General features: G+C 66.2%; 22 protein-coding genes and 3 pseudogenes. 13 read left to right on the top strand and 12 right to left on the bottom strand.

What is annotated here, in order from left to right:
* Positions 1 to 4: 4 nt before the first annotated feature.
* From AV541_RS12810 to AV541_RS10400, 3 genes are all read right to left on the bottom strand, one after another.
* Entirely contained in the window at positions 5 to 751 is a 747-nt protein-coding gene (locus tag AV541_RS12810; RefSeq protein WP_244880709.1) for an ATP-binding protein, read from the bottom strand.
* Positions 703 to 1,218: an ATP-binding protein gene (locus tag AV541_RS12805; protein ID WP_244880708.1), complete on the bottom strand. Its 516-nt coding sequence runs from the start codon at positions 1,216 to 1,218 to the stop codon at positions 703 to 705. Before AV541_RS12805 ends, AV541_RS12810 begins: the two co-directional genes overlap by 49 nt.
* Positions 1,219 to 1,358: 140 nt before the next feature.
* Complete coding sequence (locus AV541_RS10400; protein WP_244880707.1) at positions 1,359 to 1,718, bottom strand: twitching motility protein PilT; 360 nt, start codon at positions 1,716 to 1,718, stop codon at positions 1,359 to 1,361.
* A 307-nt stretch (positions 1,719 to 2,025) separates the two neighbouring features.
* Between AV541_RS10400 and AV541_RS10395 the strand changes: the two genes are divergently transcribed.
* The 3 genes from AV541_RS10395 (at position 2,026) to AV541_RS10390 (ending at position 3,359) form a co-directional block, all read left to right on the top strand.
* Positions 2,026 to 2,682 (top strand): transposase, encoded by a 657-nt coding sequence (locus AV541_RS10395; RefSeq protein ID WP_008633614.1) that lies wholly within the window; start codon positions 2,026 to 2,028, stop codon positions 2,680 to 2,682.
* 73 nt (positions 2,683 to 2,755) lie between these two features.
* On the top strand, positions 2,756 to 3,022 hold the full coding sequence (locus tag AV541_RS11290) for an RNA-guided endonuclease InsQ/TnpB family protein (protein ID WP_244880706.1): 267 nt from the start codon (positions 2,756 to 2,758) through the stop codon (positions 3,020 to 3,022).
* Between the two features lie 58 nt (positions 3,023 to 3,080).
* Positions 3,081 to 3,359: a hypothetical protein gene (locus AV541_RS10390; RefSeq protein ID WP_060384862.1), complete on the top strand. Its 279-nt coding sequence runs from the start codon at positions 3,081 to 3,083 to the stop codon at positions 3,357 to 3,359.
* A gap of 7 nt (positions 3,360 to 3,366) precedes the next feature.
* Here AV541_RS10390 and AV541_RS10385 read toward each other — a convergent pair whose 3' ends face one another.
* From AV541_RS10385 to AV541_RS10365, 5 genes are all read right to left on the bottom strand, one after another.
* Positions 3,367 to 6,084 carry an AAA family ATPase gene (locus AV541_RS10385; protein ID WP_060384861.1) on the bottom strand — a complete coding sequence of 906 codons (2,718 nt, stop codon included), beginning with the start codon at positions 6,082 to 6,084 and terminating at the stop codon, positions 3,367 to 3,369.
* The gene (locus AV541_RS10380; RefSeq protein WP_008633616.1) at positions 6,065 to 7,243 is read right to left on the bottom strand and encodes a metallophosphoesterase family protein; all 1,179 of its coding nucleotides are present in this window, start codon (positions 7,241 to 7,243) and stop codon (positions 6,065 to 6,067) included. Before AV541_RS10380 ends, AV541_RS10385 begins: the two co-directional genes overlap by 20 nt.
* Positions 7,244 to 7,341: 98 nt before the next feature.
* Positions 7,342 to 7,767 carry a YbjN domain-containing protein gene (locus tag AV541_RS10375; RefSeq protein ID WP_060384860.1) on the bottom strand — a complete coding sequence of 142 codons (426 nt, stop codon included), beginning with the start codon at positions 7,765 to 7,767 and terminating at the stop codon, positions 7,342 to 7,344.
* Positions 7,768 to 7,788: 21 nt separating this feature from the next.
* Positions 7,789 to 8,379, bottom strand: a complete 591-nt coding sequence (locus tag AV541_RS10370) for a hypothetical protein (RefSeq protein ID WP_244880718.1) — start codon at positions 8,377 to 8,379, stop codon at positions 7,789 to 7,791.
* Positions 8,380 to 8,406: 27 nt separating this feature from the next.
* Positions 8,407 to 9,297 (bottom strand): vWA domain-containing protein, encoded by an 891-nt coding sequence (locus AV541_RS10365; RefSeq protein ID WP_244880717.1) that lies wholly within the window; start codon positions 9,295 to 9,297, stop codon positions 8,407 to 8,409.
* Between AV541_RS10365 and AV541_RS10360 the strand changes: the two genes are divergently transcribed.
* From AV541_RS10360 to AV541_RS13635, 3 genes are read left to right on the top strand one after another with little or no spacing between them, the layout of a single operon-like run.
* Entirely contained in the window at positions 9,280 to 9,627 is a 348-nt protein-coding gene (locus AV541_RS10360) for a helix-turn-helix domain-containing protein (protein ID WP_244880705.1), read from the top strand. The two genes, AV541_RS10365 and AV541_RS10360, sit on opposite strands and share 18 nt — an antisense overlap.
* Positions 9,628 to 9,668: 41 nt before the next feature.
* Positions 9,669 to 9,806: a winged helix-turn-helix domain-containing protein gene (locus tag AV541_RS12800; RefSeq protein WP_244880704.1), complete on the top strand. Its 138-nt coding sequence runs from the start codon at positions 9,669 to 9,671 to the stop codon at positions 9,804 to 9,806.
* A 38-nt stretch (positions 9,807 to 9,844) separates the two neighbouring features.
* Complete coding sequence (locus AV541_RS13635; protein ID WP_008633626.1) at positions 9,845 to 10,351, top strand: IS630 family transposase; 507 nt, start codon at positions 9,845 to 9,847, stop codon at positions 10,349 to 10,351.
* Positions 10,352 to 10,409: 58 nt separating this feature from the next.
* On the opposite strand, the pseudogene AV541_RS11510 reads toward AV541_RS13635, so the two are convergent.
* Positions 10,410 to 11,250: pseudogene (locus AV541_RS11510) on the bottom strand (IS5 family transposase).
* A gap of 95 nt (positions 11,251 to 11,345) precedes the next feature.
* Entirely contained in the window at positions 11,346 to 11,801 is a 456-nt protein-coding gene (locus AV541_RS10340; protein WP_244880703.1) for a type II toxin-antitoxin system VapC family toxin, read from the bottom strand.
* Positions 11,802 to 12,846: 1,045 nt separating this feature from the next.
* Between AV541_RS10340 and AV541_RS10330 the strand changes: the two genes are divergently transcribed.
* Positions 12,847 to 13,875: a thiol-disulfide oxidoreductase DCC family protein gene (locus AV541_RS10330; RefSeq protein ID WP_008633641.1), complete on the top strand. Its 1,029-nt coding sequence runs from the start codon at positions 12,847 to 12,849 to the stop codon at positions 13,873 to 13,875.
* A 54-nt stretch (positions 13,876 to 13,929) separates the two neighbouring features.
* Here the strand turns inward: AV541_RS10330 and AV541_RS10325 are convergent, their stop codons facing one another.
* Entirely contained in the window at positions 13,930 to 15,054 is a 1,125-nt protein-coding gene (locus tag AV541_RS10325; RefSeq protein ID WP_008630830.1) for a transposase, read from the bottom strand.
* Between the two features lie 208 nt (positions 15,055 to 15,262).
* Between AV541_RS10325 and AV541_RS13445 the strand changes: the two are divergent.
* Positions 15,263 to 16,083, top strand: a pseudogene (locus AV541_RS13445) (transposase family protein).
* Between the two features lie 49 nt (positions 16,084 to 16,132).
* Here the strand turns inward: AV541_RS13445 and AV541_RS10315 are convergent.
* Positions 16,133 to 16,630: a hypothetical protein gene (locus tag AV541_RS10315; protein ID WP_024119628.1), complete on the bottom strand. Its 498-nt coding sequence runs from the start codon at positions 16,628 to 16,630 to the stop codon at positions 16,133 to 16,135.
* Between the two features lie 209 nt (positions 16,631 to 16,839).
* Between AV541_RS10315 and AV541_RS13210 the strand changes: the two genes are divergently transcribed.
* The 5 genes and pseudogenes from AV541_RS13210 to AV541_RS13630 form a co-directional block, all read left to right on the top strand.
* Entirely contained in the window at positions 16,840 to 21,774 is a 4,935-nt protein-coding gene (locus AV541_RS13210) for a RecQ family ATP-dependent DNA helicase (RefSeq protein WP_338064770.1), read from the top strand.
* A gap of 18 nt (positions 21,775 to 21,792) precedes the next feature.
* A complete protein-coding gene (locus tag AV541_RS10305; RefSeq protein ID WP_038035691.1) occupies positions 21,793 to 22,626 on the top strand; it encodes a hypothetical protein in 834 nt (277 codons plus the stop codon).
* Positions 22,623 to 23,165 carry a hypothetical protein gene (locus AV541_RS10300; RefSeq protein WP_008633651.1) on the top strand — a complete coding sequence of 181 codons (543 nt, stop codon included), beginning with the start codon at positions 22,623 to 22,625 and terminating at the stop codon, positions 23,163 to 23,165. Before AV541_RS10305 ends, AV541_RS10300 begins: the two co-directional genes overlap by 4 nt.
* Positions 23,141 to 24,673, top strand: coding sequence for a hypothetical protein (locus tag AV541_RS10295; protein WP_060384858.1), 1,533 nt, complete (start codon positions 23,141 to 23,143; stop codon positions 24,671 to 24,673). The genes AV541_RS10300 and AV541_RS10295 overlap by 25 nt, the downstream gene beginning before the upstream one ends.
* Positions 24,674 to 24,878: 205 nt before the next feature.
* A pseudogene (locus tag AV541_RS13630) lies at positions 24,879 to 25,400 on the top strand (DEAD/DEAH box helicase); the annotation flags it as partial.
* Positions 25,401 to 25,626 lie beyond the last annotated feature (226 nt).

Below are 25,626 nucleotides of genomic sequence, written 5' to 3'. Positions count from 1 at the left end.
ACCTCTAGGCGGTAAGCCGCCACAGGGCCTGGATGGGAACCGCTAACAGGTCCCTTTCCACCGCCAGGATCTCCTCTCCCCCATAAAGGACCACACCCCTTAGGAAGCGATCCTTGGCCAGGGAACGCAGAGCCTTAAGTCCTGAAAAGTCTCTTAGCCCCAAGGTGCGGCTCGCCTTGACCTCGAGGCCCACCACCCTTCCCTCCCACTCCAGGACCAGGTCCACCTCCTGGCCCGTGTGGGTGCGGAAGTGGTACAGGTTTGGGGCCACCTGGCTCCAACCCAGGCCCTTGAGGATCTCCAACACCACGAAGTTCTCCAGCAGGGGACCGAAGCTGGAAGCCTGATCCAGGGCCAGGCCCCCGTAGCGTAAGAGGCTTGCCGCCAGGCCCGAGTCCACAAAATAGAGCTTGGGCGCCTTCACCAGACGGCCCTCACCCCCCGGGGTCCAGGCGGGAACCCGCACCACCAGGAAGAGGGCCTCGAGGAGGGCCAGGTAATCCCGAAGGGTGGACAGGGGAAGCCCTGCCCCCCGGGCCACCTCGGACTGGTTCATGGGACTTCCCAGCCTGAGGGCCAGAAGGCCCAGGACCTTGGGCACCTCCAGAAGCCGGTGGATGCGGGAGAGGTCCCGCAGGTCCCGCTCCAACAGGGCCTTCAGGTAGGCCTCGAACCAAGCCTGGCGCCGCCTTCCCTTCCGGGTCACGGCCTCGGGAAACCCACCTCTAAACACCCGCTCCTCCAGGGACACAGCCTCCAGCCGTCCGGCGGAGGGAAAGCGGGGGAGAACAGGAGGTCCAGAAACTTCTCCTCCTTGCCCTCCAGCTCCCCTTGGGAAAGCGGCCAGAGGGTGAGGACCTCCATCCTGCCCACCAGCTCCCCCGAGGCCTGGGGCAGGACAAGGACGTTGGCGGAACCCGTGAGCAGGAACCGACCTGGCCGCCGGTCCTCGTCCACCAGGAGCTTGATGGCCCGAAGAAGGCCGGGAGCCCGTTGTACCTCGTCCAGGACCAGAGGGCCTTCCTGCGCCTGAAGGAAGCCCAGGGGGTCGTGCTGGGCAGAGGCCAAGACCAGGGGGTCGTCCAGGGTCAGGTAGCGGCCGTATCCCAGGCTGCGCACCAGGGTGCTCTTCCCCACCTGCCTGGCCCCGGCCAGAAAAACCACGGGGGTGTCCTGGAGAGCCTCGAGGAGACGGGGGGTGAGAAAGCGGGGGTACATGGGAGGATTGTACACCCGATCCTCGCGGAAAATCTACGAGATCTCCGCAGATATTCTGCGACTTACATGGCAGCAAAGAGATATCCCCCGAGCGGTCCTCAGGTAACCCTCGCGCGGCCTCACCGAGGAGTTGCAGGTTCCTAAACCCAGCTCCAGGGAATCGTCACCCTTGCCCAGAACGATAATCCTTTTAACGCCTCCGGGTCGCGGTAGTTCAGGGTCCACACCGGGGCTTTCAGCCTGAGGGCAAGAAGCGCCACACTGGCATCCTCTAAAGTTCCCCTCCACCCTTGCATCCCCAGGAGGAGGATCTGGATGGCCTCGAGGTCATCCAGGCGCAGGGGTAAGATCTCCAACGCCTCCATCATCCGTCCCAACGCCTGCTGGGCTATCAGGGCGTTTGCTTCAAAGAGAAGCCATTTACCCCCCTTTCGGATATTCACCTGCATATGCATTGACACGCCAATAAGGAAGGGGCTTGGATAAATGTGTGGGAACACCCAAGCCCCCTCCCAGCTTACCAGAACTCCCCGAGTGGCAACTGCGCACACTGATCCGCTCCCTCCAGGTCCCAGAACCTGGCCCCAAACCCGGTCGCCCCAGAACCTACACCCACACCCATCTCCTACGCCCCAAGGTACGCTTCGCGTGACCCACGTCTACCGCGCCTTTATGGGCTGGTCCGTGGAACGCATGCTGCGGGAACTCCGACGAGATCCCTCCCTGTGCCGGGCCCTGGGCCTGCCCAGCGTTCTTAAGCCGGGCCACGGTAAGCGAGCGGAGTAAACACCTCCCCTGGCAGGCCCTTTGGCAAAGGCAAGGGGGGAGAAGACCAAAAGAAGGGTCCTGGCCTTAGACGCCACCGCCCTGCCTGCTCAGGCCACGGACCCCGAAGCCCGTTGGGGGAGGGATTCCAAGGGGCAGTGGGTCTACGGGTATAAGCTCCACCTGCTTTTGGACCTGGACACGGGGGAGATCCTGGCCCACAAGATAGCCCCTACGGGGCTGACCTCCGTGACCCCGGCTAACCGGCATGATGGTCCGGTGGGCTGGGCTCTTGTGCGGGGGATAGCCTCTTGGGAAGGGGAAAAGCCCTCCCTGCTCCTTGGGGATTCTGCCTACGATGCCGAGGGGCTTTTTCAGGCTGCAGAGGAGAAGGGGCTTTTGCTCATTTCTGGGCACAACCGGAGGCGGGGGAAGCCGAGGGGGAGAAGGAGGGGGGAGAACTTGAGGCGGCTTCAGCGTGGGGCCTACCGTCGGTTGTACCGGCGGAGGTGGGAGGTGGAGACGGTGTTTGGTTTGTTGAAGGGCTCCTTAGGTTTGGCAGCTTGTTTGCGACGGGTGCGGGGCCTTAAGGCGGTTAGTCGGCAGGTGACGGCGGTGGTGACGGCCTTTTCCTTTGTGGCCCAAGTTCTAGCCCGGGAGGGCTTGCCTCCCACCTGGGTGGCCAGGGTGGCAGCGTGAAGGGCCTCGGAGTGAATAACCGAAAGGGGGGTCCTTACACGACCTGGCCCGCTCCTATGTTGCGAAAGGAGTAATGGATGCGGGTTGGGAACAGTTTTTAAGAATCCTTGCCTACAAAGCGGCAGAGGCTGGTAGGCAGGTGATAAAGGTAGATCCAAAGTACACAAGCCAGGACTGCCCGGTGTGCGGGTACCGGGAGAAGAAACCCTTGTGGGTGCGGGAGTATACCTGCCCCCAGTGCGGGGCTCACCTACACCGGGACATAGCGGCGGCGCAGAACATCCTGGCTAGGGCTCGGACGGAGCCTTCGGGGATGGGTACGGCATGGGCCGTCCCGTGAGAACCGAGAAGCCCCGCTCTTCAGAGCGGGGAGTCGTCACGCATCCTATACTGGAGTCATGGCCATCAAGTACAACCCCTTCACGGGTAAATACGAGTACTACGATGAGGGAAAAGAGCACAAGGAAGTCCTGAATCCCTTCACGGGCAAATACGGCGTGGGGACCGACGATGATGCCGAGGTCAACCGCTTCACAGGCAGGTACGAAGCCCGTAAGGCCAAGGACCTGTGCGAAAAGTATAACCCGTATACCGGGAGCTACGAGCTGGTACCCTGTGACTGGGAGATCCGCTACAACCCGTACACCCAGCGCTACGAGTTTGGCCCCAAGGAGTAACCTGCCCTCAGTCCACCCACTCCACCACGCTTTCCCCCCTCCCCTTCCGAACCCGAAGCCTCATGGGGAAACGCTGGGCCAGGCTTTCCACGTGGGTGATGACGCCGATCATCCGGTTCTGCCGTCCCAGCCCCTCGAGGGCCTGCGCCACCACCTCGAGGGTCTCCCCGTCCAGGGTGCCGAACCCCTCGTCCAGGAAAAAGGCCTCCAGCTTCCTGCGGGCAAGTTCCTCCGAAAGGGCAAGGGCCAGGGCCAGGCTCGCCAGAAACGACTCGCCCCCCGAGAGGGTGTGCGCAGACCGGTGGACCCCCGTCCAGGCGTCGTACACCTCGTACTCCAGGCCGCTTTCCTCCCTGACCCTAAGGCTGTACCGTCCGGAGGAGAGCTGGTGCAGGATCTCGTTGGCCCTGACCAGGAGGGCCCGCTGCAGGCGGCGGTGCAGCCATTCGGGGAAAGCCCGCTGCTGCAGGTCGCTGGTAAGGGCCTCCCAGATGCGGAACTGCCGCCGCCTTTCCCGGAGATCCTCCTCCAGGCCCACGCGGCGTTTCACCTCTCCCTCCAGGTTCACTAGCTCCCCACGAAGCTCACCCAGTTCCTGGCTGAGCTCCCCGATCTCCTGGCTGAGATCCTCCAGGCGCTTCTCCAGCGCCTCCAGGTCCTCCTGCGTGGGCGGCGTCTCGGGCAACGGAGCCAGCTCCTGAAGCCTGGCCTCCAGGGACTCCAGGGCTCCCTCGACCCTTAGGACATGGTCCCGGTGTTTCTCCCAATCCTCAAGGGCCCTCTTCTCCTCTGCCTCATCCAGGAGAAGGGCCCGTAGGGCCTTCCCGTCCCGGGGAAGGTCGGGGTTATCCTTCCAGGCTTGCTCCAAGGCCCGTACCTTCTCCTCAAGCCGGGCCAGGACGAGCCCAAGCTCTTCCCTGAGCTCCCTTCTCCCTTCCTCCAGCTCCTCCAGCCTCTTCTTCTGCCCCCGCAGGTGCCGGAGGCGCTCCTCCAGCCAGGTCATGAAGTCCTTCAGGTTCTTTCCCCCCAGCACCTGCGCCAGGTGGTGCGCCAGGGAGAGGGCCAGGCGGTGCTTCTCCTGGCCAAGGCGCCGAAACTCCTCCTCCAGGTCCAGGTCCTCCACCTCGAGGTCCGCAAGGGCTTTTTTCAGAGACCCTACGGCAACCCGTAGCTCATCCGCCTGCCGGGCCAACCGGGTTTCCTCCTTTTCCAGGGCAGCCACCACCCCCACCTTCGCCGGGGGAACCTCCTGCCCGACAAGCGTCAGCAGGCGCTCAAGCTCCACCCGCTTCCTGGCCAGCTGCGTTTCCACCTGCTTCCTCTCCCCTTCCAGCTCCTTCTCCTTCCCCTCCTCCAGGGCCGGCGGCAGGGCCTGGACGGGGGTGAGACAAAGGGGACAGGGTTCTCCCGGCCGCAGGAGGTGGCGGAAGCGGGCCACCCCAAGCTCGCCCAGATGGCGTTCCAGGTGGCCAAGCCTCTCCTCCAGCTCCTCCACCTCCGCCTGGAGGGTTTGGACCAGGGCCATGCGAGTCTGCTGAAGCCCGGCCTCCACCTCCGATAGCTCCTTCTCTTGGCGGACGAGCTTCTCCTTCAGCTTCCTGGCCTTTTCCATGCGGGGAAGCTCCTCGAGGACCTCCCTTAAGGCGGCCTCGTCCTCCTCCTCCCACGGGGAAGCCTCCGGATGGAGGGCAGGTTTCTCTCCCGCCTTCCCCAGGAGGTCGTGGAGGGACCGGAGATAGGCGCGTTGGGCCCAAAGCCCTTCCAGCCGCTCGAGCTCGGCCAGGTCCAGTTCCCGAGCCAAGGCGTCACGCTCCTCCTCCAACTGGGCGTCCGCTTCCTTGAGTTCCTTCAGAAGGGCTTCCGCCTTCTCCTTTTCCGCTAGCAGATCCACGAGCTCCCTCGCCCTTTGGGAAAGCTCCGCCCGTTCCTTGTCCCCCAGAAGCGCAGGCTCCGCCTCCATGAGCCGGGAAAGCTCCTCTTGCAAACGGGCTTTTTCCCCGTATAGGGCGAGGAGGGCCCTGAAGTGGTCCCGGACATCCTGAACCTTTTTTAGCTCGCTCGTCTTCGCCTCCAGGGCCTTTTTCACCTGCCCCATCCTGTTCCGGACCTGCTCCAGGGCCTCCGGGGTGGCCTCCTTCAAGGACTCCAGCTCGGCCTCGAGGGCGGCGATCCTGCTTTCCAGGTTCCCCTTGCGCTCACTGGCTTTGGTCCTCATGTCCTGAAGGACATCCAGGCCGAAGAGGTGGTCCAGAATCTTCCGCCGCTCGCTCCCTTTGTCCCGGCGCAGGAAGCGGTCGAACTCACCCTGGGGCAGGAGCACGGTCCGGACAAAGGTGTCGTAGTCCATGCCCAGGATCCTCTCCAAACTACCCTCCAGATTCCGGCCCCTGACATCCCAGATCTGCCAGCGCTCCCCCAGGTGCTCGGCCACCCGGACCTCCCGCCTCCTGCCCACCTCCCGTTCCACCCGGTAGACCCGGCCGTCCACCTGGAAGGTGAGGCTCACCCACATCCTCTCCGCCTCGGGATGGCGCATCTCCTCGATCCTGCGGCTGCCCAGGCGGTGAACCCTTCCGTAAAGGGCGAAGGTAATGGCATCCAACAGAGTGGTCTTACCGCTTCCCGTGGGACCCGTGATGACGAAAAGATCCGCACCCTCCAGGTCCACCACCTGGCGTTTCCGGTAAGGGCCAAAACCCTCCAGTTCAATCCTCACCGGCCTCATGTTCTTCCACCTCCTGCCGCAACTCGGCAAAGCTATGGACCAGCTCCTCCCCCGGGGGGTCCCCTTCCCAGCGGCCTGCCTCCATCAGGTACTGCCGGTAGGCCTCCTCGAGGGCGGAGGGTGGGGGGTGCGCCTCGCCCCCGTCTCCTTCCCTCTCCTCTTCCCACGCCACCTCGAGGACCCTCTCCATTTCCTTAAGCGTGTCCCTCAGCTCCAGGTGCATGGGCCCCTGCACCACCACCCGGGCCCAGCCCGGGAAGGCCTCGATCTCCCCCAGGATTCGGGCCCGCTCCCCGGGGCTTTCCTGCACCTGGGAAACCCTGACCCGGAAGGTGCGGAGGGGCTTTCCCCAGTTTGTCGGCATGGGGTGGACCCGGGCGGGAAGATGGCGGTCCAGAGGGAGCTCCACCAGCACCACCCCCCTCTCCGCCCGCTCGCTGGCCCCGAAGTCCAGGGGGATCAGGCTTCCCGGGTACCAGGCGTTTTCCGCCACCTGCTGCAGGGCGTGAAGGTGGCCCAAAGCGATGTAGCGGGCCCCCGGCAGGGCTCCAGGAGGCACGGCGTAGTGCTCGGCCAGGTGCAGCACATACTCCCCACCCCCCACCCTGGCCCCCGCCACGGTGAAGTGGGCCAGGTACACGTCCGGAGTGCCCTCCTGGGCCAGGTGGGCCAAAAGGCGGCGCATCCCCTCCGCATAGGCCAGGTGGCGTTCCTCAGGGGGAAGTTCCAGGGTCTTGGCCAGGCGTCTTTCGGAAAGGAAGGGCACCAGGGCCACCCTGAGGCCTCCTCGATCCACCACCCCGCCCTCGTGGGCGAAAGCCAGCTGGCCCCGCAGCTCCACCCCGAAGCGACCCAAGAGCTGACGATAGACCCGCTCCATCCTCTCCCCAGAGTCGTGGTTCCCGGCGATGGCCATGGCCGAAACCTTCGCTTCTGCCAAACGCAGGAAGAACTCCACCAGGAGGGCTTCCGCCTCCGTGGAGGGTTGGGGGTGGTCCATGAGATCCCCGCTGACCAGGACGAGATCCACCTTCTCGGAGCGCACCAATCTGAGGACCTCCTCGAGGGCCGAGGCCACCTCCGGGGTGCGGTCCACCCCCTTCAAGGTCTTCCCCAGGTGCCAGTCCGCCGTGTGCAAAAGCCGTAAGGAGGTCTTCATACGTTTTCCACTTTCATTCTATCCAGCTTGCCGTGGGGGTTCGGGGTTGCCGAGGGGCCAGGCGCCCCCACCCAGCCCCGGTCCACGCCTTCAAAACCCTAGCGAAGAAGGCCTGCACCCCCGTGGAGGGCGATGAGCAGGGGAAGTCTCTGATGAAAGAGGCGCAGAACAAAGCGAATCTGGGACTCCAGGACCCCTCCCTGGAAGGGAAGGTCGTAGTCCACCACCAGGATGTCCGGCGACTGGACTTTCATGGAGAACCGTAGCACATGGGTGGTGTCGTTGAGCCTGTTGACGAAGAGAAGCCTGTCCTGCTCGGGCACCCATGGCTCAAACCTAAAGACACAGGCGAAGTGAATGATGCTCTTCTCTCGGCTAACAATCACGAGGGTCTTTAGGGCATCTCCATGCACCACCAGATCCCCGTCTTGATCCACGGAGGTGGTGTACCCTGCCATACGGCAGATCTCCTCCAGCCTGGCCTTGCTCACCTCTTCTTCTGCAATCCACATCCTCTCCTCCATGGCAGTCCTCCTCTAAGGCGGTCAGGCCGCCCAAAGCCTACGCAACTCCTCCGTGAGGGCATCCCACCTGGGTCCGGGATCCCTGGAAGAGGGTTCCTCCACCCATTGGAACAGATCCGGGAAGTGAAAGTAGGCTACCCCAAGACCCACGGCGTCCAGCTCGTGGCTATTTCTGGGAAGAGGGCCGAGCCCAAGCCCCTCGAGGCTACGCCTCACATCCAGGTCGGAAGGCCGGTTGAGCCCGGTGAGGCGCTGGCGCCAGCCTGGGGGCTGGAAGGGATCGTGGAAGCCTCGAGGGGTGGAGGCAAAGGCGGTGCAAACGGGAAGAGTGGAGGAAAGCCTGGACACCAGGGAGTGGGCGATCCCCTGGAGCTCCCTCCACACCTCGCGGGGCACCGAGGGCTTTCGGCCCTTGGGGAGCTCCACCAGGAGGAGATCGGGGCCGTGGCGTTCCACGACCTGGATCACCAGGGCCTCCACCGCACCCACCACCTCCTGCCTGCCTCTCCTCGAGGCCGAAAGGGAACCATGCTCCACCACGAAAAGCCTTCCTTCCGATTCCTCCACCACCGACCAGGCGTTGTGGACCGTTCCGGGATCTAGGGCCAACACCTTCACCTTCCACCTCCCCGGGGGGCCTTAGCCCACCTCCAGGCCATGCTCCCTCCCGAAGGCCTTCATCCAGCCGATGGGGTCCTGGGCCTCCAGGAGGGGCAGGAGCTCCAACAGCCTGTCGCTAAAGCCTCCGATGCGGCTGATGCCGTTCTGAGGAAAGGCCAGGGGCGCATACCCCGCCAGGTTGATCACGTGCACGCGGCGGCGGTCATCCTCGAGAAGCCAGGGCCTCAAGGGGCGGTAGGCGTCGTCCGCCACCTGCTCGTCTGTGAGGATCACCACCCTGCGCCCCTCAAAACTCCTGAGGGCCTTGCCCAGGGCCCTCTCCAGGCAGGTACCGTACCCTCCGGAGGTCAAGAGGTGTTCCACCATGGCTACCAGGGGGTCCCCGGGGGAGAAGGGCACGGGGATCAGGTCGTCGCTGAAGCCGAAGAGCCTCCCCCCGGCCTGGCGGTACAAAACCGCCCCCAGGGTGGCCGCCGCCAGGGCGTAGGTGCTCTCCCCCTTCCTGGACATGCGCTGGTACATGGAGCCCGACACGTCCACCAGGATCAGGGTTTCCCCTTCCAGGTCAAGCCTGGGCACCGAAGCCTCGAGGGCACCCTCCAGGGCGTGGTACACGGGGTGGGGTCTCATCCCACCCTGGGCCACCCCATCTCCAGGGCGAAGCTGGTATAGAGCCTGAAGCCACTGGTGGGGAAAGATACGCCAGCCTCGCACCCTCTCGGGATCCGCCAGCTTGGCCAGGAGGAGGTCCTGCACTTCCCTCCGGTCCAGGAGGCCATGTTCCTGAAGGTTGCGCAGGTTGCGGATAAGGGCGAGGCCCTCGAGGTGAGGCAGGACCTTACGCCAGGCCTCATAAGAAATCCCCCTAGTCCTCTCCCGTAGAATGGGGCCATGGACCTCGCCAAACACCAACGCCGCCCCCGGCTGCAACTCAAGCTGCAGCATCACCCGGATAACCTTCACGCCCTGTACCGGGAAAGCCAAGACCCCATAGAACGCTCCCGCTGGCACGCCCTCTGGCTCCTCGCCACCGGCCACCCCATCCCAAAAGTCGCCCAAACCCTGGGCTACTCCACCCGCTGGGTCCGGGACACCCTCCACCGCTACAACCAAGGCAAGCCCATGGCCGATCTCCGCCACCAAAACCCAGGCCAGCCCCCCTTGCTCCCCCAGAACTCCAGGAGGCCTTCCGCCAGGCCCTCCTGCAACCCCATCCCCGGGACGGAATTTGGACCATAAGGAACGCCGCCGAGTGGCTCTCGGAGAGGCTGGGCCGCCCCGTGGACCCAAGGCGGGCCTGGAGTTGGATGAAGCGCCTGGGCTTTGCCCCCCTCCGCCCCCGTCCCCGGCACCGGGAGCGGGACCTGGCCGAGGGGGAGGCCTTCAAAAAAACCTCTTCTTCACGGTCTTTCTCCTGAAGTACCTCTTTCCCTGGCTGGAGTTGGAGCTCTGGGCCATGGACGAACACCGCCTGGGGCTGAAGCCGGTGTACCGGCGGGTGTGGGCGCCCCGGGGGAGGACGCCCCTGGCCTGGGTGCGGCCGCGGTACCGGTGGTTGTACGTGTACGGTTTCGTGCGTCCCAGTACGGGGGAGAGCGAGTTTTGGCTTTTGCCCACGGTGAATGCGGCTGTGTTCTCGGAGGTGCTTCGGCAGTTTGCCCGGCTTCGGGGGTCTGGGGGGAGGAAGGGGTTGCTGGTGGTGTTGGACCGGGCGGGATGGCACGTGTCCAGGCGGGTGGAGGTACCGGAGGGGGTAGGTTTGGTCTTTTTGCCCCCCTACTCTCCTGAGCTACAGCCTGTGGAGCGGGTATGGCCCTTGGTGGACGGGGTGGTAGCGAATGGGCGGGTGGATTCGGAGGAGGAGCTTTGGGAGAGGGTGGAGGCCCGCTGTGCTTACTTGCAGACCCAGCCGGAGCTTATTCGGAGCCACACTCTTTTTCACTGGTGGCCGGGGGGATGCTGAGGGAATGGATCGGGAGGATTTCATATGAGAGGCTGTCGTAAAAGTCCTCCACGGCCAGCTACGCGGCCCTAGCCAGCCGCTTCACCAACAAGCGTAGCATGCCCAGATACACCCAGGCCTCGCTCACCCGAGGGTTAGCTTCGTAGCCCTTGGCAAGCCGCCGATTCCGCCCAAGCCAGGCGAAGGTCCGCTCCACCACCCACCGCTTGGGCAAGGGCTTGAACCCCCTCTCCCGCGGAAGCTCCGGCGCCTCCTCCCCCTCCCGCACCCAGACCCCACGCACCCCCGCGTAGGGACGGGCCACCACCTCAAGCTCCAGCCCCAGGGAAGAAGCGAGCCCCTTGAGGCCCCTGTACCCCAGTCCACAAAGAGCTTCCGCACCCTTGGCCAAAGGGAGAGGTCCATCCCCAGGAGCAAGGCCTCCCCACCCCGCTTATCGTGCTCGTTGGCCGGGTGCACGAAGGCCTTCAGCAAGCGACCCCCCGTGTCCGTCAAGATTTGGCGCTTTCTCCCCTTGACCTTTTTCGCCCCGTCGTTCCCTCGGGGCCCCCTTTTTCCGTGGTCTTGACGGACTGGCTATCCATCACCAGAGCGCTGGGCGAAGCTTTCCTCCCTTCTCGCTCCCGGTCCTGGCGGGCCAGGGCCTGGACGGCCTTCTCCCAAATGCCTTCCTTCTGCCACTTGCGGAAGTAGTGGTAGACGGTGGACCAGTGGGGCAAGTCATGGGGCATAGCCCGCCACTTGATGCCGTTTTCCAGGACGTAAAGGATGGCGTTAACGATTTCTCTCCTCGGCACCTTGGCGGGGCGGCCGCCGGGCTTGGGGGCTGGGATGAGGGGCTCCAGGAGGGCCCACTCCGCATCGCTGAGGTCGCTGGGGTAAGATCGTCTAGAGCTCATCCCTCAAGAATACCACCCTTTTACGACAGCCTCTGAGTCCGCTCCTAGACCCTTGGATGCTCGGTCATAAGTACCTGGTGATACTCGTTAAGCAGTTAGGTGATCGACGAGTCTTTGTGGAAAAGCCTCCCATCGAGGGCCTTGGCACCGGATGGCTTACCCCTCCGGCCTGAGAAGGACCACCCTGAGCGTCCCCTCATACCGGGCCAGGTCGGCGTCCGCGGTCCAAATCTCCTTCGCCCCCCTTCTAGCGCCGTGGCCAGGATCAGGGCGTCCACCAAGGGGAGATGGAGCCCGTGGGAGAGCCGGGCCGCCCTCTCCCCGATGCCCCAGTCCGGCCACACCACCCGGCAGACGGCGGGGATGGCCTTCAGGAGAAGCTCCGCATCTTGCCGGGCCAGGGCACCCTTGAGGCCCAGCCTTAGGAGTTCCACCAAGGAGAGGCCCGACACAAGCCCTTCTTCCCCCTCAACCAGGGCCTGCCACTTGGCCTTGGCCCCCTCGTGCCCCTCCAGGAGGCGAAGGAAGAAGCCGGTGTCAAGGGCGGTCACGCCAGCCCTCCTCCAGGAGCTGGTAGGCCTCAAGGTAGCCCCCTTGGGGCTGACCGGGGCTCAAGCGGGCCTTCCCCGCCCTCTTGAGGACCTCGGTCAGCGCAGCTAGCTTGTGGCCCAAGGCCTTCCGCCGGCGCTCCTTCAGGTAGGCCGCAAGATGCGGGCTTCGCCCGTGACCGAGGGCCTCCGCCGTGGTCACGCAGACCGTATCTTGTGGGCGCTCATGGACTTGTCCTCGTTCTCCGCCGCCTGCCTCAGGAGGCGGGCCAGGTCATCCGGGAGGTGAACGGCTAAGCGCAGGTATGGGGAGCATAGCAGAAGCTCGTTCTGGTAGCCCCTCCCCCCAACCCCGGACAAACCGTCCGCCCGTTTCCTCAGTTTCCCCGGACAGACTGTCCGGGGGTTTTCGCGGTTTCAGGTGGGATTCAGGCCCATCGCCATCGCCAGTGGGGCGGACAGATTGTCCGCCCGTTTTCGCGGTTTCGCCGGACAGATTGTCCGGCGGTTGGTCGTGTCAAGATTTATGTGTAAGCGTCTGTGTACGGGGGGCATACCTCTCCAGAAGCCCCCCCTTTCGGATATTCACCTGCATATGCATTGACACGCCAATAAGGAAGGGGCTTGGATAAATGTGTGGGAACACCCAAGCCCCCTCCCAGCTTACCAGAACTCCCCGAGTGGCAACTGCGCACACGGATCCGCTCCCTCCAGGTCCCAGAACCTGGCCCCAAACCCGGTCGCCCCAGAACCTACACCCACACCCATCTCCTACGCCCCAAGGTACGCTTCGCGTGACCCACGTCTACCGCGCCTTTATGGGCTGGTCCGTGGAACGCATGCTGCGGGAACTCCGACGAGATCCCTCCCTGTGCCGGGCCCTGGGCCTGCCCGGCGTTCCCAGCCGGGCCACGGTAAGCGAGCGGAGTAAACACCTCCCCTGGCAGGCCCTTTGGCAAAGGCAAGGGGGGGAGAAGACCAAAAGAAGGGTCCTGGCCTTAGACGCCACCGCCCTGCCTGCTCAGGCCACGGACCCCGAACCCGCCTCATGGCCCTCTTGGGGGGCCTTCTCCTCGTCTCCTTGGACGAGCGAAACCCTTTCGTCCTGAACACCGGCCACCAGCTCATGGGGGCCTTCCTCCTCTTAAGCGCTCTCCTCCCCCTGGCGGGGAGCTGGGGCTTCCAGGCCGCCTTGGACCCTTCCCCCAAGGAGGCCTTTCGCACCCCGGTGGTCCTCCCCTTCCTCCTGGTGGCCTTCACGGCCTACTTCCTGAACGCCGTGGCCAAGGACTTCGAGGCCTACTTCCTCCAGGGGAGTGCGGTCTACGAAGCCATGGCCAACTACGGCAACCCCCTGGGGGAGTGGGGAGCAGAGGCCCTGGCCCCCCTTCTCCCCTGGCTTTCCCGCTACACCTGGCTGGTGGAAGCGGGGGCTCCCCTCCTCCTCCTGGTGCCCCTGTGGTGGGCCAGGACCCTGGCGGTGCTCCTCCTTGGGAGCCTCCACCTGGGGTTCCTCCTCTTCTTGGACATTGGGAACTTCCCCCTGGTGATGCTCTCCTTCCTCGCCCTCTTCCTCCCCAAGGAGTTCTGGCGCCTCCTCTCCCGCCCCCGCCCCTGGGTCCGGGTGCACTACGACGGGGGGTGCGGCTTTTGCGCCAGGGCGGTGGCGGTGCTGGCGCGGCTCCTTGGGGTGAGGGTCCAGGCCCTTCCCGCAGAGGGGGAGGCCCTGGACCTCCTCCTGGCCCGGCGGAGCTGGGTGGTGGAGTGGGAGGGGAAGTACCACCTGGAGGGCTGGGGTTTCTACGCTCTCCTTAGGGCCTCCCCCCTTTGGCCCCTGGCCTTCCTCTGGAGGGTTCCGGGGTTCCCTTGGCTTGCGAACCGGGCCTACCGCTTGGTGGCGGACCGGCGTCCCTCCCTGGCCTGGACCCGAAGGCACCTCCCCGAGCGCCCGGTCCTTCCCCCTGGGCCTTGGGCCGTGGCGGTAGCCCTAGCCTTCAGCCTGGTCTACGGCTTCTACTCCCTCTATGGGCCCTGGGATTCCTTCGTGTGCTACTTGATCTGGACCCTCGGGATGTGAAAAAAGAGGGGGTGCTATGCAGCAAGATCGTGAGCACCCCCTTTACTCAGGGCTTTACCCAAAACTCCTTCCTCGCCCTCCCTTAGCCTGCTTCAAGAGTTCTTGGGTGACTTCATAGTTGAGCAGGCGAACCAGGCCCCTCAGGAGCAGGTACGGACCATCCCTCTCGCTGGGCAGCCCCAGCTTGCCCCCGAGCTGCAAAAGAAACCCCTTGAACGGATCCCCCAACCGCTCAACTTCCCAAAGGAACACCGCCAGCCCCAGCAAAACCGCCACCACCTTCCGGATCCGGGCAAGCCCCCGCACCTGGAAGGTCTCAAGCCCCAGCCCCGTCTTCAAAAGCCGGAAGAACCGCTCCACCTCCCACCGCCTGCGGTACGCCTCCACCACCCGCGCCGCCTCCTCCCTCCCCCTCACCGGCAAGCTGGTCAGTAGCCACCACTCCCCACGCCGCCCCAGGGCTGGCACCCGGCAGACCACCAGGTGGAGCCGCCTCCCCTCCACCTCCACCTCCCTCCATCCGAAGTGGAGCCGCACCCGCTGGTACCTGCCCCCTACCCTCAGCTCCACCTCCTCCCCACAGGGAAGGGCCAGGGAAGAAGCCACCTTCGCCAGAGAACCCCCCTCCCCAAGCTTCCGGTCCCGGTAGACCCGCACCACGAACTCCTCCCCCAGGGCCAGCACCTGCCCAAACACCTTCCGGTCGTCAAACCCCCGGTCCGCCACATACACCAGCCTCCTGCCCACGCCCCCCAATCGCTCCCGGGCCGCCTCAATGGCTCCCTCCACCTCCTTGGGCAGGCTGGCAAACCCCCTCTCCCCGTAGGCCACCAGGTGGGCGTACCCCAGGGCCAGCCGCCCCGCGGGGTCCAACCCCAGGGCGGTGAGGAGCTCGTACCCGGGCCGCCTATCCTTCCCCACCCGGGCTATCCCCTCCAGGGCCCGGGCATAGGGCTTGACCACCGGGCTCAGGTCCAGGAGGACCAGAACCTCCTCACCCTCCAGGGCAGTCGCGCTCTCCTGATAGACCCGGTCAAGGAGGGCTTCTGCCTCCACCCGTGGGTTGGACAGGAAGCGGTAAAGGGCTTTGGCCTGGTGGAAGCGGTTCTGGAGGGGAGAAGGGAGCGAGGCCACCATCTCGCTCACCCGGGCTGAGCCTGCGGCCAAGGCGCCCCGCACCACCTCTTCAAACCGTCGGTGGAGGCGCTTATCGGGGGAAAACGCTCGCAAAACGGCCCGTGAACTCCTGGAGCCTGGCCTCGGCCACCTTGAGCATGTCCATGGATCACCCCCGGTACCAGATACGGGCTGCGCCCGCAAGGGGAGATTTACCACGAAACGGAGATGTGGGTAAAGTCCTGTTTACTATCTTGACGCGGAAACCCTTCTGGTGGCTACCTACATTTGGGTGGATGACGAACTCAAGGCCTTGCAAGCTCAGGACTTCAAGCTCCCCCAAAGCCAAAGCACCAGAAGGCTACCCTGGCCGAGCTCCTAACCCTCGCCATCTTTCTCCTTTTGCAAGGCCAAGACCTCGCCAAAGGCTACTTGGCCGCCAAGACCACCCTCAAGGCCTACTTCCCCTCCCTCCCCCACCTCTCCCGCTTCTACCGGGTCCTTCAGAAGGCCCAGGGGTTGTTGGCTCACCTGGCCATGAGGCTCTCTGGGGGACAAGGCCTCCTGCAGGTGGTGGACCTCAAGCCTATCCCCCTGGCCCACGGCCACCGCATCCACGGCCTCTCTCTTCCCGAGGCCGCGATGGGGGTAGGACCTCTGGGGGCTTTCGCGGGCTACGTCCACAAGCTGTTTCCCTGACGGGAAAGCATCATGCCAGTGATGAACGAGCGGGGTCTCTTCTTTCGTTGGGCCATTCTCCCCGGTAATGCCCGGGAGACCTGGGGGAGGGACCTGCTGGACGGTCTGCCCGCGGTCCTCGGGGACCGGGGCTTTCGTTGGGTCCAGGGAGTCAAGACACCACCCTATCGGGTCAGGGGAGGAAGGGTGGTGGAGACGGGGTGGAGAGGGTGGATGGGAAGGGTACGGAACTGGATAGAGACCCGCTTCAGCGTGATGGTGCGGTCTTTGGGGCTTCATCGGATAGAGGCCCGGTCCTACTGGGGGCTGGTGGCCCGGGTGAACCTCATCCTGCTTGTTCACAACCTCATACGTAGCCGGGTGCTTCTCAGGATGGCCGGGGTGGAGCTATGAGGTAGCACACGAAGGGATAAAACCTACTCTTTTCATGCTTTACCTCCTCTTACCTCACGATGGTCCTGAGGCTCACCATCACCTTGTCCCCCTTGGAAAGGACGGGGATGACCCAGCGCGCGTGGGTGTACTCCTCGGGCTTGACCTCCACCTCCTTCTCCACCTCCTTTCCGTTTTCCACCACCCGAATCCGCTTCTTGAGGGGAGGCCTGCCGAAGGTCTTCCCCCCGTCAAAGCTGAACTCGGGCGGCACGATCGTCCCTCCCACCTGAAGGGGCTTGGCGCTCCCCTCCAGGTAGTAGGTTTCCTTGGGGATGGGGATGACGAGGGCCACCTGGCGGAGGTCGCCCTGGGCGCGGTTTTCCGCCACCAGGCGCCACTCCAGCACGTCCCCCGGCCTCACCGCCAGGGGGTTCGCCTCGTAGACCTCCTTGCCCTCCACCACCTTGACCAGATAGGGCCGCAGGTCCAGGGTGAGGGCCTGGGCCAAGGCCAGAGAGGCCAGGAGCAAGACCGCCAAACCGAGAACGCTCTTCCACCTCATCATGCGCATATGTAAATGCGCCGTGTGAAAAACCTGTGAAAAACCCCCGGCGCCAGGCCCCGCCCTCCTCGGCTCGGACCTCCTCGGAAAACGGGCTCGGGGACCGCCTGGAACCCAGGCGGTAGGCCGGGGAAAGCCCCCCGAGAAGCCGGGTGCAAAGGTCACATCCCCCGTCCGGGACCCTCCTATCTTGAAGCCGTGGCCTTTGGCGTATCGCACCCCGTCGCTTTGGACCTCGAGGCCACCTCCACGGATCCGAGCGAGGCGGAGGTCCTGGAGGTGGCGGCGGTGGACGGCGAGGGGCGGGTCTTTCACCGCTACCTGGCCACGCAAAGGCCCCTTCCCCCGACCACGAGGTCTTCCAGCTCACGGGCATCCCTTACGAGGAATACGAGGCGAAAAAGGTGGCCCCGAAGGAGGCCTTGGAGGAGCTCTTGGCCTTCTTGGGAGGCAGGCCCCTCCTCGGCCACAACCTCCTCCGCTACGACCTCCCCCTGCTCCAGCGGCACCTGGAGGAGGCGGGCCTTCCTCGCTGGCAGGGCGAGGCCCTGGACACCCTGAGGCTCGCCCACCTCCTCTTCCCCACCCCGCCGGGGGGCCTCGAGGGGTACCGCCTCGGGGACCTCTACGCCTTCCTCCTCGGGCGCCCCCTGGAGGGGGCCCACCGGGCGTTGAACGACGCCCAAGCCACCCTCGCGGTCTTCCACCGGCTCCTGGACCAGGGCAGGCGCGCCCTCGCCCAGCACCCGGGCCTGGTGCGGGCCTGGAGGGAACTCGGCCTCCCCGAGGGCCACCTCTTCCCCGAGGACGAGGGCCTAATCAAGGACCTCCTCGCCCGGCAGGCCGACGTGGAGGCCTTCTTCGTGGAAAAGGAGGGCAGGCCTTTCCCTGCGCCCACCGACCTCGGCCCCGACCTCCTCCCCAAGCCCCGCCCCGCCCAGAGAAGGATGTTCCAGCTCGTGGAAGAGGCCCTCTCCCGCGAAGAGATCCTCCTCCTGGAGGCCCCTACCGGGACCGGGAAGACCAAGGGCTACCTCTATCCGGTTCTCCACCAAAGGAAGCCCACCTGGGTGGCCACCCACACCAAGGTGCTCCAGGCGCAGGCCATGGAGGAACTCCGGGCCGTGGCCCAGAGGGGCTACCGGGTGCGGGCCGCCCTGGTCAAGTCCCCCCAGGACACCCTATGCCCCGATCGTCTTCTGGAGGCCTTCCTCCGTGAGGCGCGAAGCGGGAAGCCCGGGGAGGATGTCGGGGCGGCGATCGCCGTCCTCCTGCACTATGCCGCCCAAAGAGGGCACGACCTGGAGGCCCTTCCCGCCTACTGGCACTTCTTAGAGGGTTTCCGTGAGGTCCGGGGACGGGTGGGCACCAATCCCGATCGCTGCCGGAGGGAGTGCCCCTTCGCCTCCGCCTGCGCCTACCAGGCCATCCTGCGAAGGCGGGAAGAGGCCCAGATCCTGGTGACGAACCAGGCCTACCTGCTCCACTCCCTTTTGGGGGAGAAGGCCCTTCCCGAGGCACGCCCCGCCCTGGTCCTGGACGAGGCCCACCACCTGGAGGACGTGGCCACCGAGGCCCTGACCCTTAAGGTGGACGGGGAAGGGCTTCGGCACCTCCTCGAGGCTCTCGCCAACCCCTCCAAGCGCTCGGGCCTCCTGCAGGAGAGGGACTATCTGAAATCCCTGGAAGACGACCTCCGCGCAAGCGCCGAAACCCTGGCCAAAGAGGCCGTCCCCAAGGCCCTGGAGGCCCTAAAGGCCTACTCGGAGCGCATGGAGCGCTTCCTCAAGCGTCGCGGCGTGGGCAGCCCGGAACACGGCCTCACCCTCCCCCTGGAACCCTCCTGGACCCGGGACGAGGAGTACCCCCTCCTGGACCGGGAGGAGCGCCACCTTATCCAAAGCCTCGAGGCCCTGGCCAAGGGGCTGGAAGGCCTCTTGGACGCCCACCCGCCCCCCTGGCCTCTCCTCCTGCGGGAGATCCGGCCCCTTCTTCAGGAGTTGCGGCAGGCCATCAGGCTCTTCCTTCGGCGGAAGCGGGTCCTAAAGGGGGAGGCGGACGAGGCCCTCCACCTCACCCGCCTGGACCCCGTCACCGGGACCTGGAGCCACCTCGCCGAGCCCATAGAGGTGGCCGCCGAGCTGGAGGAGAAGCTCTGGCCCGCCTTCCGCGGCGTGGTCCTCACCAGCGCCACCCTCGCCGTTCCCACCGAAACCGACCCGGAAGGGTTCGCCTTCCTCCAGCGCGCCCTCGGCCTTCCTCCCCAGGCCCGGGCGGAGCGCCTCCCTCCGAGCCTTCCCTACCACCGGGCCCACCTCCTCGTTCCCCGCCACCTGCCCGAGGCCAGGGAGAGCACCCTCCCCCGCTTCCAGCGGCTTTTGCACCGGGAACTCCGCCTGGTCCTCGGGCAGGTACCGCGAACCCTCACCCTCTTCACGAGCTTAAGCCGCCTGGAGGCCGCCAAGAAGGCCCTCGAGGACCTCCCGCACCTGCGGGCCCCCTTCACCCGGAGGGAGCGGGAGGACACCGTGCGCTTCGCCCGCAGCAACCCCACGGAGCCCCTCGCCGCCCTCGGCTCCCGCAGCTTCATGGAGGGGGTGGACCTCCCCCACCTCCGGGTGGTGAACCTGGAGCGCCTCCCCTTCCCCTACCCTTCCCCCCTCCTCAAGCGGCGCATGGCCTTGGCCTACGAGCGAGGCCTGGACCCCTGGGAAGACTACTACCTTCCCAAAGCCGTCCTGAGCTTCGTCCAGGCCTTCGGCCGCCTCATCCGGGACGACCGCCAGGTGGCGGGGGACGGCGCGTTCATCCTGTGGGATAAGAAGCTCCTCCACGCCGACTACCAGGAGCTCTTCTATCGGGCGCTTCCCGACGGGGTCGCCCATCACTTCCCCGGGGACCGGCAGGCCTTTTACCGGAAGCTGGAGGAAATCCTGGGCCTCGCCTTTCCCGGAGCGGAGGAGGAACTCTCCGAGGAGGCCTGGGCCAAGGTCAAGGCCATCCTGGCGGAGGCGGGCCTTGATCCCTTGGAAAGGGCCCGCCGCCTGGCGGAGGAGGTGCACGGCGTCTTCGTGGACGAGGCCCGGTGGGCCAAGCAGCGGGAGGCGGTACGGGCGGCCCTCGAGGGCCGCCACCTCCTCGCCCTCCTCCCCACCGGCTTCGGAAAGAGCCTGGCCTTCCAGATCCCGGCCTGGATGTCCCCGGGGCTCACCCTGGTGATCTCCCCCCTGGTGGCCTTGATGAAGGACCAGGTAGACCGGCTCCAGGAGCTCGGCCTCCCCGCCCTCGCCCTCCACGGCCTCATGTCCTGGGGAGAGCAGGCCAGCGTCCTGGACGAGGTGCAGGCGGGCCAGGTCCGCCTGCTCTATCTGGCCCCCGAGCGGATCAACCGCAGCGAGGCCGTGCGCAAGGCGCTCAGGGAGCTCCGGGAAGCAGGGAAGCTCGTCCGGGTGGTCTTTGACGAGGCCCACTGCCTTCTGGAGTGGGGCTACGACTTCCGGCCCGATTACCTGAAAGCCTTGGAGTGGCTCCGGGAACTCGGCCTCCCCATGAGCTTCTTCACCGCCACCCTGATGCCGGAAGAGCGGGCGCGGCTCAAAGAGGTGGCGGGGATCCCCGAGGCCGTGGAGGTGCTGCCCGAGACCTTCCACCGCCCGAACCTTCGCTTCGTGGTCCGCCAGGCCCCGGGGGAGGTGGGAAAGTTTGACCGCCTTGCCCAGGCCCTCCTCTGGGTGGAAAAGACGGGGGGAAGCGCCATCGTCTACGCCACGAGCCGGGCGGAGACCGAACGCCTGGCCTGGGCCCTGGACCGGCTCTTCCCCAGCCTCGGGGTGGAGGCCTACCACGCAGGCCTTGGGCCCGTCCTGCGGAAAGAGGTCCAGGAACGGTTCATGCGCGGGGAGAGCCGGGTGGTGGTGGCCACCACCGCCTTCGGCATGGGGGTAGACAAACCAGACGTGCGCCTGGTGGTCCACTGGCGCCCGCCCCTGAGCCTCGCGGAGTACGCCCAGCAGGCGGGCCGGGCGGGCCGGGACGGCAAGGAGGCCTACGCCCTCCTCCTCTACACCCACGGGGACTGGGGCTTTCTGCGCTGGATGGTGGGCCTGGGGCAAAGAGGGACGGAGCGCCTCGAGACCCTGGCGGAACCCCTCCTCGCCCGCCTTCCCTTCCGGGGTTACCGGAAGGAGCTCCTGGAGCTCCTGATGACGGAGGGCGCAGAGGAGGCCGCAGAGAAAGAGGCATCGGACTTGGAAGCGGGCCCCGCCTTAAGCGGGGAGGATCTGGAGCGGCTTCTCTTGGGGATGGAGCAGGCGGGGCTCATCCGCTACGAGTACCTTCCGGGTAAGGCCTCCCTCTACCTCTCCCCCGAGCAGTGGGAGGCCTTCGCCCGCACGCCCGGACTCGCCGAGCGCCTCGTCCGGGCGGGTTACCGCCCGGGTTCCCGGCAGAACGTCCTGGACCTCAGCAAGTTGCCTCGTGAAGAAGCCGAGGACCTGGACCGCTACCTCTACCAAGCCTACCGGGAGGGAAAGGCCATCCTCTACCGGTACCGGGAGCCCCTCCTCCTGGTGGAGCGTGTGGATTCGGGCAAAATAGTTCACTGGCGGGCCTCCCTAGAGGCTTCCCGGGCCCGCGCTTTGGAGCGCCTGGGGCGCGTCCAGGCCTACGCCACCCAGGGGCGTTGCCGCGCCCTCGTCCTTCTCTCCCACCTCAACGGGGAGCGCCGCCGCTGCGGGACCTGCGACGTCTGTGCCCAGGACGGGGGCCCCTGGGAAGCCAGGGAAAACTTCCACGAAGAAGAGCTCCTCAGGGCCTACAAACCCTTGGACACCCTCCTCGCCTTCTTCCGCTGGGCGGAGGACCACTACCCGCAAAAGCCTCTCCTCGGCCGGAAGGCGACCCTGATGGCCCTGAGAGGGAAGGCCTGGACCGGAAACGGCCCCCTCCACCGCCGCTACCTGGAAAACCGCTTCTTCGGGCACCTCTCCTTCCTGAAGCCCAAGGAGCTGGAGCAGGCCTTCCGGGAGGCCTTGGAAAGGGGCTACCTGGAGCAAAAGGGCTCGTGGCAGGGCCACCCGCTCTTTGGCCTCACCGACCACGGCCGCCAGAGGCTCCGGAAGGGAGCGAGGGGAAAGGAAGCGAGGTGAAGCGCCGTGAAAGGGAAGATGGATCCGAGCAAAGCCTTCCGGATCCCAAGCCTCGAGGAACTGCCCCCACGGGAAACCCCCTTGAGGCCGACCACCCCTCCCTTGCCCGAGTTCACCCCCACAGGGGAAGGGGCCCTCCCCGCCTTGGACCCGAAGGCCACGCCTGCTCCGCCCCCGGAAAGAGGCCCTCTAAGCCTCCAAGGAGAGCTGAAGCGGACCCGCGACCAGCTGGAGAAGCTAAAGGTGAAGCTCGCCCAGGCGGAAAAGGCGCGCGCGGAGGCGGTGAAGGAGCGGGACAAGGCCCTGCAGGAGAGGGCGGCTTTACGGAAGCAGGTGGAAGCGCTCACCGCTTCCCACGCCGCCATGAGGCAGGCCCTCGAGAAAGCCCAGGAAGACCTAAAAATCCTCCAAGAGGAGTTGGAGACCCTCAAGAAGGAGAAGGGGGAACTGGAGACCCTCAGGAAGGAACGGGACGAGCTCTTCGCGCGGGCAGCCCGCTGGGAAAAGGCGGAGGTACTGCGGGAGCGTCTGCAGGAGCCTTTCCCCCTAGAGGCTTTTTTCCGAATGCTCTTCGTCCCTTACTCCGAACTCGGTCCAGGTCCCGAGGTCCGCCTCCTGGCCCTCATTGAGGGGTACCGCGCCCTCCTTCAGGGGAAGGAGCACCCCATGCTCTCCCGCACCAACCGGGAGCTCCTCTCCGGGAAGCCCGAGGGAATCGTCCTCCTCGGGGTGGAGCGCCTCCTTTTGGACCTGGCCGAAAGCCCCTTACCCCGGTGGCTCAAGACCCACGCTTGGCTTGCGGAAGCCTTCCTGACCCGGGAGAAGCTTTCCTCGCCCAGGGAGGAAGCATGACTTGGGAAGAGGAGAAGAAAGCCCTGGAAGCCCGGTTTCGCGAGGACCTGGCCTGGTACGAGCGGGAGTGGGAAGCGTGCCGGCGGAAGCTGGAGGAGGAGCGCCAGGAGTGGAACGCCGCACGGAAGCGGCTTCTTAACGAGCTCAGCCAGAGCTCCAGGAAGGTTTGGGAGCTAAAGAAACGCCTTGAAGCCTTGCAGGGCTTGGAGGAACGCTATTCGGCCCTAGAGCGCGAGGTTCGGGGGCTGAGGCGAAAGCTCGCGGCTCTGGACCGCCCCGCCATCGGCCGCAGATACCTGGAGGCCCTCCGCGAAGACCTCGCCCTATGGGACGAACTCCTCTTAGCGGAGGCCGAGCGTTTGCAAACGCGGGGGCTTGAAGGGTTCCTGCAGGAGCTTTGGGCCAAGCGGGAAGCCGCCTTTCGCCATTGGCAAGCGGGCGAAGACGTGGACTTCGCCACCGTGCGCACCGCCCTCGTCCTGGAATGGGCCATCTGGACCTGGCTGGAGGCGGGATGGAACCCTGGGCGCACGCCGTGAACCTCCACCGCGCGGTGGAGGCGGCCCTAGAGGCCCAAAACCTCGCCCACCTCCAGGTGCGCCGGGAGGACGTGGAGGGGGCCAAGCCCCTGGTGCGGGCCCTCTGGACAGGGGAGTGGCGGGCCGACCCCCTGGCCAAGAGCCGGGACGGGGTCGTCCCGGGCTACCTCCTCCTCGGCTTCCTCGGGGGCCACTTCTTTGACCGGGACCTCCCGGAAAACGACCTGGCCTTCTGGCCGGAGTTCCACCGGGCCCTGGGGCTCAACCAAGGCCAGCCCACCCCGAAGCAGCGAGACAAGCTTTGGAAAGTTCTGGAGGGCCTCCCCGGGACCAAAGCCTTCCTGCGCTTCCACGCCGACGGGAAGCGCGACTTCGTGGGCACCCTCAAGGCCCTTTTCGGCGCCCGAACCCTGAGGCTAAAGGAGATCCTGGACCACCTGCGCCTCTACCGCGACGAGGCCAAGCTCCAAGAGGAGGCCCTAGGGCCCTACGCCTCCCTGGTGCGGGGGCTCAAGGAGGCCCTGGACCTCCTGGCCGAGGAAGCCCTTGACGCGGCGGAGCAGGAGGACGTGGAAGCCTTGGTCGCACGTCTGGAAGCCCTGGGCTTTTATGCGGAAGAACCCCACCCCCTACGCTTCCTCTTCCACCGCTCCCCCAAAGCCTTCGCCGAGCTCTACGCCGAGTGGCGCGGCGAGAAGAAGGCGACTCCCCTCCGCCACCCTCAGGTCCGCGTGGAGGTGCTCCAGGGGAAAGAGGTTCTGGAACGCGTCCTCCCGCAGATCCGCAGGGAAGTCCTGGTGGAAGGGGCTTTGGTGTACGGCCAGGTCCGGCTCAAGAGCGGGCTTTTCCGGGGGTTTTCCTGGAGGCCGCGCCTAGACACCGAGGGCAACCCGATCCCCGAGGAAGTGGCCGTGCCCCTCGGCGAAGGCCAGGTGGTCCTCCGCCTCCACCACAGGGCCTGGGGGGTCCGCTTTCTGGACGAAAGGGGGCAGGTGTGCCCCGAGTGGCGCCCTCCAGAGCCCCTCGAGGTCCGCCCCCTGGTGGACGAAGGCACCCCTGTGCGCTTCCTCCTGGAGGGCGGCGGCGACCCTGTGGAGCGGCTAGAGGACCTGCCTCTGGAACTCGGCCTCCCCGAAGACGCCCTGGTGGTGGAGGCGCTCGTCTTCGGCTCCAGGGAACACGGGGAGTGGCGGCCCCTGGGAAGGCTTCCCGTGCGCCTGGAAGCGCGGCTGGAGGAGCGTCTCTCGGAAACGGCCCTGGAGCTTGAAGTCTTCCCCCGGGGCCCCCTCGAGGCGGTCTGGCTCGCCCCCGCAGGACCCAAGCAGACCTTTCCTGAAGGGAGGGCCTGCATCCCCCGTGACCTCTGGCCCGCGAAAATCCTCGTCAAAGCCTGGGGCAGGGCCTGGGAGATCCTCGTGCCTCCCAAGGGATGGCCCGAAAAGGCCTGGAGGCGGGGCCTCGGGCTTCCCGCAGTAGGCGCAAACAAGCCGGAAGGTAGCCAACCCTAGCCGATTGCCGTGAGGCCCTGGCCAGCCGCTTGGGGCGACGGCACCCGTCACGAGACGTGCCCGGGGCGCGGTCCCCTCACGCCTCCGCCTCGGAAGAGGGGCTCAGGGGGACGAAGGGCTTCCCAAAGCCCCTCCCCGGAGGCGGGTGGAGGCGGCCCAGTCCACCCAGAGGCTCGGCCGAAAGCCTGGGCGTTAGGATGGGGCCGTGATCCCGGCGCGCTACGCCGCCTACTGCCCGAACTGCGGCGGCGAGGCGGAAAGCGAGCGCCTCGCCGCGGGGCTTGCCTGCGCCCGTTGCCAGCCGGACCCCCAAAAGCCTCCCCTCCCCGGGGCGCTCGCCCGCTTCGCCGCCCAGGAGAAGGCCCTTGCCGACTGGACCCGCTATTTTACGGCCCAAGTGGGCGCCCCGCCCTGGCCGCTGCAGCGGGCCTGGGCCGCGCGGGTGGTGCAGGGGCGCTCCTTCGCCATGCTCGCCCCCACGGGGATCGGCAAGACCACCTTCGGCCTCCTCACCGCCCTCTGGCTTGCCAGGGAGGGGCGGCGGAGCTACCTCGTCTTCCCCACCCGCCTCCTCGTGGCCCAGGCGGCGGAGCGGCTTCAGGCCCTGGGCGCTTCCTTCACCGCCTACACCGGGAAGCCCCGGGAGAAGGAGGCCCTCCTCGAGGGCGAGCGCCCCATCGGCCTCTTCACCGTGGCCTTCCTCTATAAAAACCACGCCCGGCTCCCCCGGCCCGTGGACTTCCTCTTCGTGGACGACGTGGACAGCCTCCTCAAGTCCGCGCGGAACGTGGACCGGGTCCTGGGGCTTCTGGGCTTCGCCCCCGAGGACGTGGAGAAGGGCCTCGCCCTCGTCCGGCTCCGGAGGAAAAACCCCGAGGAGGCCGAGCGGCGGGCCGAAAGGCTGAGGGAAAAGGCCCGGGGGGTCCTCGCCGTGGCGAGCGCCACCGCAAGGC

The organism is Thermus parvatiensis, from assembly GCF_001535545.1.
Classification (GTDB): Bacteria; Deinococcota; Deinococci; order Deinococcales; family Thermaceae; genus Thermus; species Thermus parvatiensis.
The sequence above is the reverse complement of the archived record's forward strand: the minus strand, read 5'-3'. Positions and strand labels throughout refer to the sequence as shown.

Excerpts from the sequence above, each read along its gene's own strand:
- AV541_RS12805 (WP_244880708.1), bottom strand. The coding sequence starts at position 1,218 with ATGTACCCCCGCTTTCTCACCCCCCGTCTCCTCGAGGCTCTCCAGGAC.
- AV541_RS11290 (WP_244880706.1), top strand. The coding sequence starts at position 2,756 with ATGGATGCGGGTTGGGAACAGTTTTTAAGAATCCTTGCCTACAAAGCG.
- AV541_RS10390 (WP_060384862.1), top strand. The coding sequence starts at position 3,081 with ATGGCCATCAAGTACAACCCCTTCACGGGTAAATACGAGTACTACGAT.
- AV541_RS10385 (WP_060384861.1), bottom strand. The coding sequence starts at position 6,084 with ATGAGGCCGGTGAGGATTGAACTGGAGGGTTTTGGCCCTTACCGGAAA.
- AV541_RS10380 (WP_008633616.1), bottom strand. The coding sequence starts at position 7,243 with ATGAAGACCTCCTTACGGCTTTTGCACACGGCGGACTGGCACCTGGGG.
- AV541_RS10375 (WP_060384860.1), bottom strand. The coding sequence starts at position 7,767 with ATGGAGGAGAGGATGTGGATTGCAGAAGAAGAGGTGAGCAAGGCCAGG.
- AV541_RS10360 (WP_244880705.1), top strand. The coding sequence starts at position 9,280 with ATGGACCTCGCCAAACACCAACGCCGCCCCCGGCTGCAACTCAAGCTG.
- AV541_RS13635 (WP_008633626.1), top strand. The coding sequence starts at position 9,845 with ATGGACGAACACCGCCTGGGGCTGAAGCCGGTGTACCGGCGGGTGTGG.
- AV541_RS10330 (WP_008633641.1), top strand. The coding sequence starts at position 12,847 with ATGGCCCTCTTGGGGGGCCTTCTCCTCGTCTCCTTGGACGAGCGAAAC.
- AV541_RS10315 (WP_024119628.1), bottom strand. The coding sequence starts at position 16,630 with ATGATGAGGTGGAAGAGCGTTCTCGGTTTGGCGGTCTTGCTCCTGGCC.
- AV541_RS10305 (WP_038035691.1), top strand. The coding sequence starts at position 21,793 with ATGGATCCGAGCAAAGCCTTCCGGATCCCAAGCCTCGAGGAACTGCCC.
- AV541_RS10300 (WP_008633651.1), top strand. The coding sequence starts at position 22,623 with ATGACTTGGGAAGAGGAGAAGAAAGCCCTGGAAGCCCGGTTTCGCGAG.
- AV541_RS10295 (WP_060384858.1), top strand. The coding sequence starts at position 23,141 with ATGGAACCCTGGGCGCACGCCGTGAACCTCCACCGCGCGGTGGAGGCG.